Source organism: Labrenzia sp. PO1 (assembly GCF_012273635.1).
Classification (GTDB): domain Bacteria; phylum Pseudomonadota; class Alphaproteobacteria; order Rhizobiales; family Stappiaceae; genus Roseibium; species Roseibium algicola.
In genome coordinates this window covers 1,249,003-1,265,340 of sequence record NZ_JAAXCR010000001.1, presented here as the reverse complement: position 1 = coordinate 1,265,340, position 16,338 = coordinate 1,249,003, and the positions used below count along the sequence as shown (strand labels likewise).

Annotated in this window: 15 protein-coding genes; 7 read left to right on the top strand and 8 right to left on the bottom strand. The window is 60.1% G+C overall.

The annotated features are described in order from the left end of the window. Positions 1-127 precede the first annotated feature (127 nt). Together HCG46_RS05915 and HCG46_RS05910 are read left to right on the top strand one after the other, a co-directional pair. Positions 128-1,399 carry a hypothetical protein gene (locus HCG46_RS05915; RefSeq protein WP_168685112.1) on the top strand — a complete coding sequence of 424 codons (1,272 nt, stop codon included), beginning with the start codon at positions 128-130 and terminating at the stop codon, positions 1,397-1,399. Positions 1,400-1,476: 77 nt separating this feature from the next. After that, entirely contained in the window at positions 1,477-1,839 is a 363-nt protein-coding gene (locus HCG46_RS05910; protein ID WP_168685110.1) for a Tsi3 family protein, read from the top strand. 143 nt (positions 1,840-1,982) lie between these two features. On the opposite strand, the gene HCG46_RS05905 is transcribed toward HCG46_RS05910, so the two are convergent. Both HCG46_RS05905 and HCG46_RS05900 read right to left on the bottom strand, forming a co-directional pair. Beyond that, the gene (locus tag HCG46_RS05905) at positions 1,983-2,945 is read right to left on the bottom strand and encodes a hypothetical protein (RefSeq protein WP_055656214.1); all 963 of its coding nucleotides are present in this window, start codon (positions 2,943-2,945) and stop codon (positions 1,983-1,985) included. A gap of 436 nt (positions 2,946-3,381) precedes the next feature. After that, complete coding sequence (locus HCG46_RS05900) at positions 3,382-4,260, bottom strand: LysR family transcriptional regulator (RefSeq protein ID WP_152509700.1); 879 nt, start codon at positions 4,258-4,260, stop codon at positions 3,382-3,384. Positions 4,261-4,390: 130 nt separating this feature from the next. Between HCG46_RS05900 and HCG46_RS05895 the strand changes: the two genes are divergently transcribed. Then, complete coding sequence (locus HCG46_RS05895) at positions 4,391-5,146, top strand: class II aldolase and adducin N-terminal domain-containing protein (RefSeq protein WP_168685108.1); 756 nt, start codon at positions 4,391-4,393, stop codon at positions 5,144-5,146. Positions 5,147-5,336: 190 nt separating this feature from the next. Continuing rightward, the gene (locus HCG46_RS05890; protein ID WP_077291908.1) at positions 5,337-6,911 is read left to right on the top strand and encodes an ABC transporter substrate-binding protein; all 1,575 of its coding nucleotides are present in this window, start codon (positions 5,337-5,339) and stop codon (positions 6,909-6,911) included. A gap of 174 nt (positions 6,912-7,085) precedes the next feature. On the opposite strand, the gene HCG46_RS05885 is transcribed toward HCG46_RS05890, so the two are convergent. The 3 genes from HCG46_RS05885 to HCG46_RS05875 form a co-directional block, all read right to left on the bottom strand. Beyond that, complete coding sequence (locus tag HCG46_RS05885) at positions 7,086-8,627, bottom strand: tripartite tricarboxylate transporter permease (protein ID WP_168685106.1); 1,542 nt, start codon at positions 8,625-8,627, stop codon at positions 7,086-7,088. A gap of 12 nt (positions 8,628-8,639) precedes the next feature. Beyond that, positions 8,640-9,071 carry a tripartite tricarboxylate transporter TctB family protein gene (locus tag HCG46_RS05880; RefSeq protein WP_023003139.1) on the bottom strand — a complete coding sequence of 144 codons (432 nt, stop codon included), beginning with the start codon at positions 9,069-9,071 and terminating at the stop codon, positions 8,640-8,642. A 271-nt stretch (positions 9,072-9,342) separates the two neighbouring features. Further along, positions 9,343-10,332 carry a tripartite tricarboxylate transporter substrate-binding protein gene (locus tag HCG46_RS05875; protein ID WP_023003140.1) on the bottom strand — a complete coding sequence of 330 codons (990 nt, stop codon included), beginning with the start codon at positions 10,330-10,332 and terminating at the stop codon, positions 9,343-9,345. Between the two features lie 192 nt (positions 10,333-10,524). Between HCG46_RS05875 and HCG46_RS05870 the strand changes: the two genes are divergently transcribed. Genes HCG46_RS05870 through HCG46_RS05860 form a run of 3 tightly spaced genes read left to right on the top strand, consistent with a single transcriptional unit; the run spans position 10,525 to position 13,656 of the window. Beyond that, a complete protein-coding gene (locus HCG46_RS05870; RefSeq protein WP_023003141.1) occupies positions 10,525-11,196 on the top strand; it encodes a response regulator transcription factor in 672 nt (223 codons plus the stop codon). Next, positions 11,189-12,586, top strand: coding sequence for a sensor histidine kinase (locus tag HCG46_RS05865; protein ID WP_168685104.1), 1,398 nt, complete (start codon positions 11,189-11,191; stop codon positions 12,584-12,586). The genes HCG46_RS05870 and HCG46_RS05865 overlap by 8 nt, the downstream gene beginning before the upstream one ends. After that, a complete protein-coding gene (locus HCG46_RS05860; protein ID WP_286185200.1) occupies positions 12,583-13,656 on the top strand; it encodes an extracellular solute-binding protein in 1,074 nt (357 codons plus the stop codon). Before HCG46_RS05865 ends, HCG46_RS05860 begins: the two co-directional genes overlap by 4 nt. Positions 13,657-13,696: 40 nt before the next feature. Here HCG46_RS05860 and HCG46_RS05855 read toward each other — a convergent pair whose 3' ends face one another. Genes HCG46_RS05855 through HCG46_RS05845 form a run of 3 tightly spaced genes read right to left on the bottom strand, consistent with a single transcriptional unit; the run spans position 13,697 to position 16,337 of the window. Next, positions 13,697-14,509, bottom strand: a complete 813-nt coding sequence (locus tag HCG46_RS05855; RefSeq protein ID WP_168685102.1) for a phosphodiesterase — start codon at positions 14,507-14,509, stop codon at positions 13,697-13,699. Continuing rightward, positions 14,506-15,549, bottom strand: a complete 1,044-nt coding sequence (locus HCG46_RS05850) for an ABC transporter ATP-binding protein (RefSeq protein WP_062491416.1) — start codon at positions 15,547-15,549, stop codon at positions 14,506-14,508. The genes HCG46_RS05855 and HCG46_RS05850 overlap by 4 nt, the downstream gene beginning before the upstream one ends. After that, positions 15,546-16,337 (bottom strand): ABC transporter permease subunit, encoded by a 792-nt coding sequence (locus HCG46_RS05845; protein ID WP_023003146.1) that lies wholly within the window; start codon positions 16,335-16,337, stop codon positions 15,546-15,548. Before HCG46_RS05845 ends, HCG46_RS05850 begins: the two co-directional genes overlap by 4 nt. Position 16,338 lies beyond the last annotated feature (1 nt).

Here is a 16,338-nt window from a genome sequence, read left to right as displayed (position 1 = left end):
ACTGCGTCGGCAATCAATTAGGGTTGAATTCTGAAAGTTTGTTAACTAGTTGATTTATTTTAATTTTCGGATTGGAAAACAATTTCTGTCCTGACCAGCCCGAGCAATAGAGGGGTTGAAGAAAATCATGACCGTTGTAGGCGATGAGGTCATCAAACTCCTGGAACTGGGAGATGTCTTCCGATGGGTTACCGACGGGGAGCGGGCAAAAGCTCTGGAACTTCTTGAACGTGACACGAGGTTCGACGCAACAATCACGCAATTTCAGACCGGGAAAGTTCTGAGAGATTTTTTTACAAGGTACTTCAATCAGCAAAGTGCTCCTTCGCTTTACGACGCGGTAATGCTGATGGCAGCGAAAGCCGGGCCTGTCTCAGTTTCCAGTATCGAAAACAACCTGGCTGGTTTCTTCTTTTTCGACCGGGATGCAGCAATCCTCAACGCGCAATTTGGCAATCCGGCAAAGGTGTTCGGGCTTGCAAACGATCTTGCCGACAGCATGCGCAAGTACGGCTTGCTTTCGATCAGCACCAAGAAACCCATCACCAGTGCGACTATTCCCTCAAGTGCATCCGCGTCTTTCTCAGGCAGCGGTGCAACGGGACGCGACATCTTCAATCACCGCGTTTCTGCGTTTGACCAGGCACGCATCCTTTATGAGCAGAAGACAAATCCGCAAGGTGATCCTGGCGCATCCGGTCCCGTGTCGCGCAGCTACTCCAATCCGCTCTGGAATGGTCTGACTGTTCCCAGTTCCGCCAGTGAACGTCTTCGGCAGGCCGCGCGCATTACGAGTTTGCCGATCTCCACATTGTTTGAGCCGATTTACCTGAACGGTCGCCCGTCCCGGGGAGCCGTGATGAACGCTGCTGCAAAAACCTATAATCTGACGCCGGAAGTCATAGGAGCGATCGTCTTGGCGGAACAGCGTGATCAATCTCAAAACGAGGACATGCTCGACTACACCGCGGCGACGCATTCGGTCTCAAGGCGCACAACCTCTGTAGGCCTTGGTCAGGTGCGTGACGACACTGTCGCGCGTACGGATCTGTTCTCCGGGCTGCTGGAACACAAACGGAGGCAAGGTCTCGACGGCGCGCAGATCGCGACGCTTCTGACGTGCGACGAGTTCAATATCTTCGCTGTTGCGAAATACATCAGGTATGTTGCCAATCTCGTCGGCAAAAAGACAAAAACGGACTTGCCAAGAACCGCCGCTGCGTTTCCCGGCATCAATTTTGCCGCCTATGCGCAGCATGCCAGGAACTGGCCTGCGGACAACGTTGCGGCGCTTGGGTCCGAATACACCTCACGGCCGTGGGACGACAGGGTGACCGGTTGGGGAAGCTTTGTCGGTGAAGCTCATTTCGACATGTCAGGCGCCAAGATATCATGGTGAAGTGGCTGAAAATATTTCCCTTTCTGGTTCCGTTTATTCTGGCGTCCTGCAATGACGAGCAGCAAAGAGTGATTGAGATGAAGACTGAAGTTGTCGACGGCCTGCAGTTTGGCGTACCCGAAGGACGCAAGGTCGAAACAGGTGCCGATCACATTCTGCTTTTGCCGGAACAGGCTCTGCGCGAAGTCGATGAAATCACCATTTGGACTACCGCGCCGCAGCCGGTCGCCGGCGGGGTCGACACCGAAGGGACCGATCCCGCCCCGCACATCTTGACGACAGTCGAAGGCGGCATGGGCGGCCCGGAATATACCCTCACCATTCCCAAACAATTTGCAGACCGTCAGGCCTATGTCCGCGCCTATATCCAGTCGGAAGGCGGAACTCCGGCGTTCGACGAGGCGTGGCAGGTTTGGGAAAGCCTGGCGGCCGAGAAGTAACCGACAGGGTCTCCGTAGGAAGTGAGGGAGGGGCGCTGCGCACCCCTCAACACGCACAAGATGAATATTTCTGTGCTCGCTTTTTGATCGGCGCCGCCTTCTGCACGTCCTGAGCAGTCGCCTAAGGCCAGCAGTAGCCCGTCTTAGAAGGACGGGATACCGACAGCTTCCTTGGCTTTGTCCGTGAGGGTGTCCTTTACTGCATCCACAATGTCTTCCTTGAGCGGTGTCTCGTGGATATTGCGTTCCAGCAAACGGCTGGAAGACAATTCCCGTGCGAGATAGAACGCAACGGCGCGTCCGCCAAAACCCTTCGAGAAGTTGGCTTTCTGCTGATAGATAGGGTTGCCTCCCCGCAGACCATAACGGCGTGCGCGTTCCATCAGACCCATCACGAACTGGTAACGTTGCAGACCGCTCATCTGGCGACCATGCTCGAGACCGGCATTGTAGAAGAACCTCTCTCCCGGGACCTTGTCGTGAAGCGCGTAGTCGTGCCCTGGAAAGAGCGCCGCCGCCACGCCGTTTGCGAACCCTTCATAATACTTCTTGCGCAGCTTTCGAACCCGCTCGTTTTCCGGATGGAGTTCCTTGAGGGGCTTGAGCAAGGTCTTCAAGAGCGCCTTGTGCGGCGTCAGGAGGCCACCGCCACCGTCAATCGCCTCGCCCACGAGAAATCCCGTCAATTCCTTTTGCAGATCGAAATCCTGCGAGTTCGGGACGTGGTTCTGGACGCGCCGGTAAATCATTTCGCGTGCCTGGACGACGAGTTTTTCACCCTCCGGAATGTCGATATTGCGGTTGTCCCATCGTCGATCGAGGATGGTGCGGCGCTGACGGCGCTCCTCCTGCCTGTGCGCGCGTTCCACCACATCGCCGATCAGCGCATCCCGGAACGGAGCAAGGATAAGACCAGGCTTGGCGCCATCGAACATGAAGTTGAACCCACGAGGGCCAGGCTTGTGGCAGCCGACATATTCTCTCAGGTACCAGTTGATCTCGGCGGGGTCGTAGGTCTCGAAGTTGGCATAGGCCACTTCTTCGGCAGGGATGCCGTCGCAGAACTTGCCGATCGTCTCCCAGCTGTCGCCGGCGCCGACAGGCATAACGACCCCGCACCTCACCCAGACGCCGTCGCGCTTTTGTTCCACACGGTTGTGGGGAAAGTAGTTCCTGGGGATGGGGTTCTTCGGTTTTCTGATTTGAACGTGCATCAGATTTACACCTCTTTTTCGGTATCACTTGAGTTCTCGTTGAGAGGCTGGATATCACGCGTCCTGCGGGTCGCACTTGTGCTGCATGTCACTTGACTTGAAGGCGGCGGTTTTGGGCTTGGGGGAGAGGTTTTGGCCGTTTTTGAGGGCTCAGGGGGAGGGTATGATGCCCCCTCCACCGGTATTCCTGGCGGCCCGCGGCGTGGCTATGCGGTAAGATCCGGAACCCAGATATCCACTTGCCTTGGGCGCGTGGCCGTTTTCAAAAACTCAGACTATTGCGCTCTTGTGAAAGCGCCTTTGCTTTGCTGGCAGGCTGGATTGCAGATCAGCGCGCAGAAGCCCGCTCTTTCTGGATCCAGTCCAAAAACACCTTGGAGGCAGGCGTTTCCGCGTAAGGTGGCGGGGTCCGGACGAAGTAGGCTTCACTCAGGGGCGCCTGATGTTCAAAGGGACGAACAAGGTCACCGCTTCGGAGGAGGTCACCGACGAGCGTGTCGTGTGCGAGGACGAGGCCCGCACCGTTCAAGGCTGCCGAAATCGCGATTACATAGGTCGACGCCAGATTGACTTCGGCTTCCCTTGCAAAGGACCTGCCTTGCGAGTTCATCCAACCGGACCAGGAGCCGGTGATGCCCGCGCAGTCGAACAGCCTGCCGCTCTCCAGTGAGCGCTCTTCTTGAGGCAGGTCGGGTGAGCAGACCGGATAGCATTTTTCCTCTGCAAGCCGAATGGCGGCGGTCGGCATGTCCTCCGGACGGGCGAAGCGGATTTCCAGGGAGGCATCGGCCGCGCGCTTTTCGGTGTCCCAGATCGATGTCACTATGTTGAGCGTCAGCCAGGGAAATTCTTCGTAAAGCCGGCGAAGGCGCGGGGCCAGCCAATAGACGGAAAAGGCCAGATTGCACTGAAGCGTCAGATTGCGCCCCAGGTCACTGCCGGTGACAAGCTGCGTGCTCCTGGTGATCAGGTCGAAGGCTTCACGCAGGCTCGGCAGATAGGTTTCCCCTTCGAGCGTCAGTTCCAGGGCACGCGTCTTGCGCACAAACAGATTGCAACCGAGCAAGGTCTCGAGGCTGCGTACATGCTGGCTGACCGCGGACTGGGTCAGGTTCAATTCCTGCGAGGCTCGGGTGAAGCTGAGATGGCGCGCAGTTGCCTCGAATGCCCGCAACCAGGCCAGCGGAGGCAATCCAACCGTCTTCATGCGTGCACCTCACTCATTCATCAACTGACATAATGCGTATTAATTTTATTAATGCAACGCCATCGAATATATTGTTTGTCAATGTTGAAAGCGCTCCCTAGCGTCAAAGAGAAAGCGAGGGAGACAGTGCATGCTGCGTGTTGCAGAACATTCGAACATCACCCACTGGGCGGAGCGGATCGACCTGGCGGCAGCATTCCGCTGGACCGAGCGTCTTGGAATGCACGAAGCTGTCGCCAATCATTTCAGCCTTGCCGTCAATGACGAAGGCACGGCTTTTCTGGTGAACCCCCGCCAGCGGCATTTCAGCCGGATCAGGGCATCCGACCTGATTTTGCTGGATGCAAATGACCCGCAAACGCTGGAACATCCAAACGCTCCGGACCCGACTGCCTGGGGATTGCATGGCGCCATCCACCGGCAATGCCCACATGCGCGCTGCGTCATGCATGTGCATTCGGTCCATGCCACGGTTCTGGCCTGCCTTGCCGACAGCACTCTGCCGCCGATCGACCAGAACACCGCGACTTTTTATGGCCGCTTTGCAATTGACGAGAACTATGGCGGACTTGCTTTCGAGGAAGAAGGCGAACGCTGCGCGATGTTGCTTCGCGACCCGAAGTTCAAGGTGCTGATCATGGGCAACCACGGCGTTCTGGTCGTCGCCAGCACTGTCGCGGAAGCCTTTGACCGCCTTTATCATTTCGAACGTGCTGCGGAGACCTACATCCGGGCACTGCAGACCGGAAAACCACTGCGCGTTCTCAGCCCTGAGATTGCCGAGAAGACCGCGCAGGAAATTGAAAATTATCCGGGCCTTGGGCACGACCACTTCGCCGAATTGAAAGCCATTCTGGACGACGAAGGCTCGAACTACGCCAGCTAGGCACCGGCACGGCCCGAGGCTGCGGACGCAAGGCAGCGGACACTCGAAACAAGATCATGCAAGGCCCGATGGTGACACCGCCGGGCCGGGCGGGCGGAATTTGCCGAAATTCCGGTTATCGCGACTGGCCGTCCGCACCGGCCAACAAGTTGAACTGAAACCTATCACGCTCATCAAGGAGAACCATGGAATGGGAGAGGCCTTTACGCCGCAAAACCGACTGGCAGTCTCGCGGCGAAGCGTTCTCGGGGGAACTGCTGCGCTTGGCGCCACGGCTCTCGTATCGTCTCTTGGTATCGGGCCGGCCGTTGCCCAGCCCAAAAAAGGCGGAACGATCCGCTTCGGGATTGCCTCGGGCAATACCAACGACACGTACGATCCGGCAGTTTGGGACAACACCTATTCGCAGGTCTTCGCCTTTGCCCGCAACGGCTACCTGGTGGAGATCGCCTCGGACGGATCCCTCGTCGGGGAAGTGGCGGAAAGCTGGACGTCATCTCCCGATGCAAAGGTCTGGACGTTCAAGATCCGCAGCGGTGTCGAGTTCCACAGCGGCGGTACCGTGACACCTGATGATGTCGTCGCCTCGATCAACTATCACCGCGGCGCGGACAGCAGTTCGGCTGCCAAGCCCTTCCTTGCACCGGTTACCGACATTGCCAGCGACGGCGATACCGTCGTTTTCACACTGGATGCAGGCAACGCCGATTTCCCTTATGTGGTGAGCGACTACCATATGCCGATCCTGAAGTCTTCGGATGGCAAGATCGATCCCACCAGCGGTGACGGGTGCGGTCCGTACAAAGTCACCAACTTCAAACCCGGCTACATCGCCGAGCTCACGCGCAATCCGAATTACTGGAAATCGGACCGTGCCCATTTCGATGCGGTTGTCCTGATGGCCATTGTTGATCCGGCAGCGCGGCAGGCTGCACTGATGACCGGAAATGTCGACGTCGTGGACCAGGTGGATCTGAAAACGGTGCATCTGTTCCAGCGCGCTCCGGGTGTCCAGATCGTCTCGGCGACCGGTGGTCAGCACTATACGTTCGCCATGGACACACGGGCAGCGCCCTTCAACGACAACAATGTCCGCATGGCCTTGAAATACGCCATCGACCGGCAGGAACTCGTCGACAAGATCCTCTTTGGCTATGGCTCGGTTGGCAACGACCACCCGATCAGCCCGGCCAACCGCTTTTACGCAGCTGATCTTGAGCAGACCAGTTATGATCCGGACAAGGCGAAATATTATCTGAAACAGGCGGGCCTCAGCTCACTGGATCTGCAACTCTCCGCCTCCGACGCTGCTTTTGGCGGCGCTGTCGATGCAGCAGTGCTCTATTCAAGCAAAGCAGAGGCGGCCGGTATCAACATTCAGCCGGTGCGCGAGCCCAATGACGGTTACTGGTCCGATGTCTGGATGAAGAAGCCGTTCTGCGCGGTCTACTGGACCGGACGCCCGACCGAGGACGCGACCTTCACGCTCGCCTACGCTGCCGGGGCGCCGTGGAACGATACCTATTGGGACAACGAGCGCTTCAACCGGCTTCTGAGCGAAGCGCGGTCCGAACTCGACGAAGCAAAGCGCGCGGATATGTATCGCGAGATGCAGAACATCGTCAGGACCGATGGCGGCACCATCATCCCCATGTTCGCAAGCTACGTGATGGCACTCAGCGACAAGGTCAGTCATCCGGAAAAAGTCGCCGCAAACTGGCCGCTCGACGGTCTGCGCGCTACGGAGCGCTGGTGGTTTAGCTGAGTTCGTCTTCTCAAGTCTGAAGCATTTTTGACTGGCGCCTTGCATGTTGGTTCCCCGCTGGGTGGCAGCTTCGCTTCGGATAATCGGGAATGGCGGCGGTGAGACGTCCGCAAACAAAAAACGCCCTCATCCGGAAGGAGAGGGCGTTTTCGTTTCTTGCGGTGTTGGCAGCGATCAGTCGATGACCGAGCCCTCTTCGTCCTTCTTCATGTGACGCATGCGGGCCTTCAGGACCTTGCCGAAGATGATCGGCAGGACGAAGCCGATGATGGCCATGCTCCACAGGGTCAGCGAAAGCGGGCTGTCGATCAGGGTGAACCAGTCGCCGTTGCTGATGGTGATTGCGCGGCGCAGGTTGTTTTCCATGGCGTTGCCGAGCAGCGTGCCAAGGATGATCGGGACCAGCGGCACGTCCAGCTTGCGCAGCACCCAGCCCAGCACACCGAAGCCGACCATGACCAGAAGATCGAAGGAGGAGCCGGAGATGCCGTAGATGCCGACGAAGCTGACCATGGCGACGATGGGCATGAGGATTCGCGGCGGGATCAACAGGACGCGGGTGAAGAGACCGATCATCGGGATGTTCATGGCCAGCAGCATGAAGTTGGCAATGAACAGGGCCGCGATCAGACCCCAGACCACATCCGGCTGCTGAGTGAACAGCAGCGGGCCCGGGGTGATGTTGAGCGCCAGCAGAACCGCCAGCAGCACGGCCGTGGTCCCGGAACCGGGAACGCCGAGGGCGAGCATCGGCACCAGCGCACCACCCGCGGCGGCGTTGTTGCCGGCTTCAGGCGCGGCGACACCGCGCGGGTCGCCCTTGCCGAAGGTGCCTTCCTTGTCGACCAGTTTCTTCTCGAACGTATAGGAGATGAACGAGCCGAGCGACGCGCCGGCACCAGGCAGAACGCCGGCAATGAAGCCGAGCAGACTGGTGCGCAGCATGGTCGGGGTGCAGGACTTCAGCAGCGAGAAGCTGGGCATCAGCCGGCCGACGGAAATCTTGCTGGAGTTGGCGTCGGCATTGCCGTGACGGTGTTCCAGGAACAGGAAGACCTCGGACAGTGCAAACAGGCCGACGATGGCAACCAGGAAGTCGATTCCGTCGTAGAGGTGCACTTCGCCGAAGGTGAAGCGCGGCACGCCTGTCTGGGTGTCGACACCGACGGTGGCAAGGCCAATGCCGAGCGCGGCTGCGAAGGCGGTCTTGGCCTGGTTGGTCGAGGCAACGCCGCCCAGCGTGGCGAAGGCCAGGGTGAACAGGGCGAAATATTCCGCCGGACCGAACAGAAGCGCGATCTTGACCAGCTGCGGTGCCAGCAGGATCAGGCCCCAGGTGGCCAGGAAGGCACCAACGAAGGAGGCAACGCCCGACAGCGAGAGGGCCTCGCCTGCGCGGCCCTGCTGGGCCATCGGGTAACCGTCGAGACAGGTCATCATCGCCGGTTCGTCACCGGGAATGTTCAAGAGGATCGACGAGATACGCCCGCCGTACATGGCGCCGTAATAGACCGACGTCAGCAGGATCAATGACGGCGTAGCGCCAAGACCGAGCGTGAAGGCAAGCGGGATGAGGATAGCGACGCCATTGGACGGGCCGAGGCCCGGCAGGGCGCCCATGATGGTGCCGAGAAAACAGCCGAGCAGGGCCAGCAGCAGGTTCTGCCAGGTCAGCGCGATGATGAAGCCGTCGGCCAGTGAAGAGAGAGTTTCCATGGCGATGCTCCGTTAAAAGCCGAACGGGCCCTTGGCCAGGGACAGGCCAAGAACGAGGTGGAAGACCGCATAGATGCCGAGCGAAGTCAGGCAGCCGGTGATAAGCGAGCCGATCGGTGAAGAGCCGAGGCGCCAGGTCAGATAGGCAGCGGCAATGGCTGTCGCGATGATGAAGCCGGCTTCCGGCAGGAGTATCGCGTAGAGGATCATCGCCAGCACTGCCATGGCGACTTCAAGAAGACGCGGCAGCGACGGCCATTCCGGGGCGACGTCGGGTTTCAGGAAAATCGCCAGCGACGACAGACCCAACACGGATGCGATGATCAGGGGGAACGCCTTCGGGCCGACGGCGTCGGACAGAAAGCTTTCTTCGATGACAAGAGCGGCCCAGGCATATCCCAGCGCGAGAAGTAGCCCGACCGCGCCAAAGATGCGGTCGCTCATGGATACCTTCCTAATAGCGGCTCCTCCCCAAGTCCGGCGGCCGCCCCTTATGTGTTCTGTTGTTTGTTGGCACCCGAAGTGTGCCACTGTGTCCGCCGACAATCCACTTTGCCCAATCGGGCGGACAATGATCAGGCAGACATACTTCCGGCGTTACGCTGTCAGTCTCAAAGCTGCGTGCGGAAAACCGGATATTGCCCGCGTTCGGACGCGTCCTGAAAAAGAAGGGGGCACATGGACTGCGCCCCCTCCAGTCGGACTGACGGCATTCTTATTTGATGATGCCGATTTCTTTGGAGATGTTCTGGATCTGCTGAACCGAGTTGGCAACGAATTCCTGGAACTCGGCACCCTGCAGGTCGAGCGGAGCCAGACCGTTTGCAGCCATGATGCCTTTCCATTCTTCACTTGCGTACAGATCGGAGATCTTGGACACCCATGCGTTATAGGCGTCGTCGGACATGTTGCCCGGTGCGTAGAAACCGCGCCAGTTTGCGCCGATCGCGTCGACACCCTGTTCTTTTGCCGTCGGGAAGTCGGCGAATTCGCCGGACAGACGCTCAGGTGCCAGAACAGCGATCACCTTGATGTCGCCACTGTCGACAAAGCCCTTGGCTTCGGAAATGTCACCGGTGAAAGCCTGGACGGAACCGGCCAGAAGCTGGGTCACGGCTTCACCACCACCGTCGAAAGCGATGTATTTCACGGTGCGGACGTCTTCGATGCCGTAAGCGTTTGCAGCGATCAGAACCTTCAGGTGATCCCAGCCACCAACAGCGGAACCGCCGGCAACGGATACGGACGTCGGGTCGGATTTCATCTGGTCGAGAAGTTCCGGCAGGGTGTTGATCGGGCTGTCGGCCGCAACGGCGATCACGCCGTAGTCAGCGCCAACGGAAGCCACCCAGCGAACCTGGTCCATGGTGTTGCCCGGGAAGGCACCCTGGGCAAGGCGGGTTGCGGTTGCCGAGGAAGCTGCAACGATCAGGTCGTTGTCGTCGCCGCGCTTGTTGACGACTTCAGCATAGGCCACGCCGCCGCCGCCACCAGCCAGGTTCACAACCTGCATGGTCTTGTCGAGAAGCTTCAGGTCCTGAAGGGTCTTGCCGACCTGGCGGCAGGTGAAGTCCCAGCCACCACCCGGGTTGGCCGGTGCGATGCACTCCGGGTTTTCCGGCGTGAAATCGGCAGCTGTTGCGCCGAAAGCGGATGCGCCAAGGAATGCGGCCGCCAGCAGAAGGCGGGTCGTTTTGAATGCCATGTTGTGTTTCCTCCACATGTGCAAGGCTTTTGGTGAGCCCCTGGTATCCGTTGTGCCGCGTTAAGGCGGGTCCTCCCAACGGACGTGAGGAGAGCCTAGCGCCAAACCCTGTCATCAACCTGTCACCAGGGGGCACATTGCTTGCAAGCAGCGAAATTGCGGGGCAAGACTGGAGGCGGGAGGAACGAATCTTTGCGTCTTTTGCTCGTTGAAGACACGTTTGATATGGCGGAGGCGATCATGATCCGGCTGGACCGGTCTGGCATTGCCTGCGATCTGGCAAAGTCGCTGGAAGAGGCGAGGGCCTGCGTCAACGTTCAGCATTACGACGTGATTGTTCTTGATATCAATTTGCCGGATGGCCTGGGCACCGAGCTGCTGAAAGAGATCAGGTCTCGGGGCGAGCGCACGCCGGTGCTGATGCTGACGGCGGAATTTTCCGTCGACGACAGAGTATCCTCGCTCAATTCCGGGGCGGATGATTACCTGGTCAAGCCGTTCGACCACCGCGAACTTGAAGCCCGCATCCGCGCACTCTATCGCCGCGAACAAGGCGACAAAGCCGAGGAACTGACGCTTGGCAGCCTTACGTTCAATGCTTCCGCGCGGGTCGTGCGTCAGGGCGACAGCCCGATCAATCTGACCCGGCGCGAATTCTCGCTGCTGGAGATCCTGGTCCGCAATCGCGGCAAGACCGTCAGCAAGGAACGTCTGTTCGAAGGGGTATTCAGTTTCCAGGACACCGACGTCAGCATGAACGCGCTGGAGCTTTATGTTGCGCGGCTGCGCAAGAAACTCTCGGGCGGATCTGTCAGGATCGAGACCCAGAGAGGGCTTGGTTACAAGCTGGAAGTCGATGACTGATCTCATCCGCAGGCTGGCGTCGACCTCGCTCACCGCACGTGTTGCCTTCGGGATTGCCTTTCTGCTGATCTTCGGCGGGGTGATCGTTTCCATCGCGGCATTCGCCTATGGCCGGGAAGCGGCCAGAAGCGCCTACGACCGGTTGCTCCTGGGCGCGGCGACAGGCATTGCTTCGTCGATCACCGTTCAGGACGACAGGCCCGTCATCGAGTTGCCGGTTTCGGCGTTCGAGTTGCTGGCGCTCGCCCCCGACGACAGGATCGGCTATCGCATTATCGGCCCGGAGGGTGCGACGCTGACCGGCTATGATGAAATCACCCTGCCGACAGGTCGGCGCGATTTCCGGGAAGGGTTTTTCGACGGTTCGTTCTTTGGAGAGCCAGCCCGTTTTGCGGTGGTCTCGCGCCGGTTTGCCGAGCGTACGCTCAACGGCACGATCAAGGTGGTTGTCGGCCAGACCCTGCGGGCGCGTAACGACATGGCCTATGACATCACCCGCAAGGCGCTCTACGTGCTTGCAGCCTCCGGCCTGGCAATGGTGCTGTTGTCGGTCGTCGTCGTCCGCTCGGTGCTGCAGCCGCTGGAACGGATCGCCGGCGGTCTCTCGGCACGGGACCCCCACGACCTGACACCGCTCGACACGTCGGTGCCGCGGGAAACGGCGGTGATGATCAATGCCCTCAACGGCTTCATGGCCCGGCTCGACCGGCAGATGAATTCCATGCGGCATCTGATCTCCGACACCGCGCATCAGCTCAGGACGCCTGTCGCTGCCCTCAGGGCCCAGGCGGATCTCTTCACCGACGAAGCGGAACTTTCCCGCAAGGAAAAGATCGTCGAGAGGATACAGACCCGAACGGCAAGCCTCGGCCGTCTGCTCGACCAGCTTCTGAGCCAGGCACTGGTGATCCACCGAGGCGACAGCGCCAGACGGGAGAAGGTGGACTTGCGCGATATTACCCTCGACGTTTTCGAGGAAGGCGATCATGCTGTTCTCAATCCGGAATTCGACGTGATCCTGGAGATCGGCGAAGACCCTGTCGAAGTGCTGGCGGATGTGCAATCGCTGAAGGAAGCCTTGAAGAACCTCCTGAACAACGCGCTCAAATACGGCCGCTCACCGGTGCGGATCGGGGCTTCGCTGCAAGGTGGGCGGGCCAGTATCTGGGTGGAAGATGCGGGCGGTGGACCGGTGGACGGGGTTCTTGCCGAACTGGGGTCCCGTTTCAACAAGGGCGCGCTGTCGCGGCAAAGCAGTTCCGGCCTCGGTCTTGCGATCGCGCATTCCGTCGCCCTTTCCTACGATGGCGAATTGCGTCTGGAAAAGACGGGTGGGGCGCGTTTTCGTGCAGCCCTTGTGTTTGCAGCCGTACCGGAGGGGCGGACATGAAGCGGCTCGCCTATCTGCTGAAGTGCCTGGCTGCAGTCGTGATGCTGCTTGCCACCGGCCAGGCCGTGTCGGCCCAGGAGCTGGTGGAAAATTTCGGACCGGAGACCACCAACCGTGTGCTGGTGGTGCGCTCCACGACGGATATTTCCATCTTCGGTCCCGTGGTCGAAAGCTTCCTGCGCACCCGGTCTGGGCTGCAGGTGCGCTACGAGCAATGGGGATCGAACGAGCTCTACCGCCTGACCCGCCGGGACTGCCGCGACGGCGTTCCAGGCGCCGACATTGTCATCAGCTCCGGTGTTCACCAGATGGTGCAGCTGGTCAACGAAGCCTGCGCAGCGTCCTACCGCTCACGGTTGACCGAACAGTTGCCGGAGGCCCTTCGCTGGCGCGACGAATTGTGGGGCATCACCCGAGAGCCCGCGGTGATCGTCTATAACCGCGAGCTGGTGCCCGTGGAGGATATTCCGCAGACCCGCTTCGACCTGCTCGATCTCCTTCGGCCTTCCGGCACTCCCTATGCCGGGCGAGTCGCGACCTATGACATCGAGCAGTCGGGGCTTGGGTATCTGTTTGCTTTTGCCGACGCGCAGGAAGCAACCACCTTCGGCGCGCTTCAGGAATCCTTCGGCCGCTCACAGGCGATTTCCACCTGTTGCTCGGTCGACATCATCAAGGGTGTTGCCGAGGGGCGCTACCTGATCGCCTACAACGTGCTTGGCTCCTACGCCCAGGGCTATCAGCTGAACGACGACAGGATCGGCATCGTGCTGCCGTCTGACTACACACTGGTCCTGTCGCGCACCTTCATGATCCCGAAGCAGGCAAGCAACGAAGCCGAGGCCGAGGCGTTCCTGGATTTCCTCTTGTCCTCGGAAGGCACGCTTGCACTTCGGACCGCACTGCTGATCAGCCCGCTTCTGGAAACGGAGGATGGCAATGAAGGCGAGGTCCTGAGTTCGACAGCCCTGCGGCCGATCGGTCTTTCCCCTGCGCTCATGGTCGCACTGGATGCCCTGACCCGGGAAACCTTTTTGCGCCGCTGGCGGTCGACGTTTCCCGGGCCATGAGGCGCCGGCAGGCGCGTTGCACGACGCTCTTTTCAGGATCTCAGGAAACGCCCAGGAAGGGATAAGGCCCCGGAAAGGCGCCGACCGGAATGAGGTGCGTCAGGAAACCATCGTCTCGCCATTCGTGAAGCAGCATCCCGCCAGGTTCCTTGGTCAGGCTGTTGCCGGCGTTGGTGCGCTGGTCCAGCGTGACCGCATGCGAGGTGCCGGGGCAGACCTGACACAGACTGCCGGAAAAGAGGCCGGCGATGGAGCGGTGCAGATGGCCGCAGACAAGCCGAACCTGCCCGGAATGAAGGGAGAGGGCGGTGCCCAGGCTGTCTGCGTCGTGCAGGTTCTGCGCGTCCATGGCCTTGATCCCCACGGCAAAGGGAGGGTGATGAAAACCGACTATCGCGGGTTTGTCGCCAAGACCGGAGAGCGCGTCCGTCAGGAAGGACAGGGTTGCCGGTTCAAGTGTGCCATGCGCTGCGCTTTCGGTAAGGCTGTCGAGCCCGACAACGGCAAAGTCTTCAAAATCGATCTGCCAGTCCAGGGGGCCGGTGCGGGGCATCCACAGTGCGTCTGCGAAATTCTCCCGCATCGGCTCGCGCCGGTCGTGGTTTCCCGGCAGCACCCTGTAGGGCAGGTCGAGGTCCGCCATCAGCATCTTGAACCGGTCGTATTCTTCCGGCGTTCCATGTTCGGTCAGGTCGCCGGTAACGATCACGAGGTCGACTGGACCGATCTGCGGCAGCAGACGGTTGATTGTGGCGACCGTTTCGGCAAGGGCCGCGGCCGTGTCGACCTGTCCGTAGGCGAGTGCTCCTTCAGGAACAATGTGGGTGTCTGAAATCTGAATGATCTTGGTCATGAATGGGTCGATGTCTGGTCTGCAAGGAAGATGAGGTCGGAGGGATCAATGGTGAGGCGCACGGTGCTGCCGGTTTCAGGGGCTGTCCTGCCCGGGTGCTGAAGATAGAGAAGGCCGGCATCCGGAAGGACGCCGCCCACGGCGAGACGGAAATGACCGCCGGAGAACGTGACGGTTTCCACTGTTCCCGACAAGGATCCTGTCTGGTCTAGCCGGACGTTTTCCGACCGTATGTAAGCTGTTTTGCCGGCGGCGCCAGCGGGAAGCTTCAACTGTCCGCCAGGCAGCTGCAGTACATCGTTTTCCATGTGTCCGGTCAATGGCATGGCGTTGCCGATGAACCGGGCGACGAAGGCATTGGCCGGAGTGTGGTACAGCTCTTCTGGCCGGCCGACCTGAAGCATGGTTCCGTTCGACATCACCGCGATCCGGTCCGCGATCGCCATCGCCTCGCTCTGGTCGTGGGTGACGAAAACAGCCGTGATCCGGAATTGCCGCAGCATGGCGGCCAGTTCGTCACGCAGGTTGTCGCGCAAGGCGGCGTCCAGCGCGGACAGGGGTTCGTCCAGCAGCAGGATCCTGGGGCGCGGTGCGACGGCACGGGCCAGGGCCACCCGTTGGCGCTGCCCGCCAGACAGGGCATTTGTCGGGCGGTCGGCGTAGTCGGTAAGGCGGCACAGGCTCAGCACCTCGTCCACACGTTGCCGGCGTTCTTCCGCCGGCACTTTTCTAACCTTCAGGCCGTAGCCGACATTCGCGCGCACGCTCATGTTGGGAAAGAGCGCATAGGACTGAAACACCATGCCGACATTGCGATGTTCCACGGCAAGTCCGGTCACGTCGGTTTCGTCGAACCGGATCCGGCTGCCCGCATCGGGGCGCTCCAGTCCGGCAATGATGCGCAGCAGGGTCGTCTTGCCACAGCCAGAGGGACCGAGCAGCGACAGGATTTCGCCGGGACCGACGGTCAGGTTGGTCGGGCAGAGAGCCCGCGTGCCATCGGCAAAGGTCTTGGCGGCGTTTTCGATTGTCAGGGTCATTGAGCGATCCTTTGCGCTCTGGCGGAGGCCCATTGCATGGCCATCAACAGCGGCACGATCATCGCGAAGAAGACGAGCGTATAGGCGGAGGCAACCTCCAGCCGCATGGAGGCATAGCTGTCGGCAAGGCCGACGGGCAGGGTTTTCAGATAAGGCGTGTGCAACATCCAGGTGAGGTTGAATTCGCCTATGGAGAGCGTCACCACGGTCAGGGCACCAGCCAGGATGCCCGGCATGGCATTGGGGATGATCACCGTTCGAAACCGCGTGAAGGCAGACGCGCCAAGTGTCGCCGCGCTTTCTTCCAGGCTGCGGAAATCCATGGCCATCAGGACGGCCAGGACCGATCGCACCATGAACGGCAGCGTGTAGAGAACATGGCCGACGAGGATGAAGGTCCAGGACGTGCGGAACCCGGACAAGGTTCCGTAGAGCTGCAAGAGCGCGAGCGCCAGTGCGAGGCCGGGAATGGCGAGCGGCAAGGAGATGAACTCTTCCAGCAGGCGCGACAGGCGTCCGGGATTTCTGGCAAGGGCGTACGCCGCCGGAACGCCGATCACCAGTGTGACGGCAAGGCAGGCTATCGCGAGCCAGAGTGACAGGAAGATGCTGGCGGAATATAACTCCCAGACCCGCCCGATCCATTTCAGGGTCAGGCCCGAGGAAAGACCGCGGAAGTAGTTGGCTGTTACCCCGGCCAGGATCGACTGGATGGCCGGGACCAGCAGAAAGGCGGCGATAACAAGCGTGACTGCGCACTGCAGCCACCAGGCGAGGGATCTTTTCATG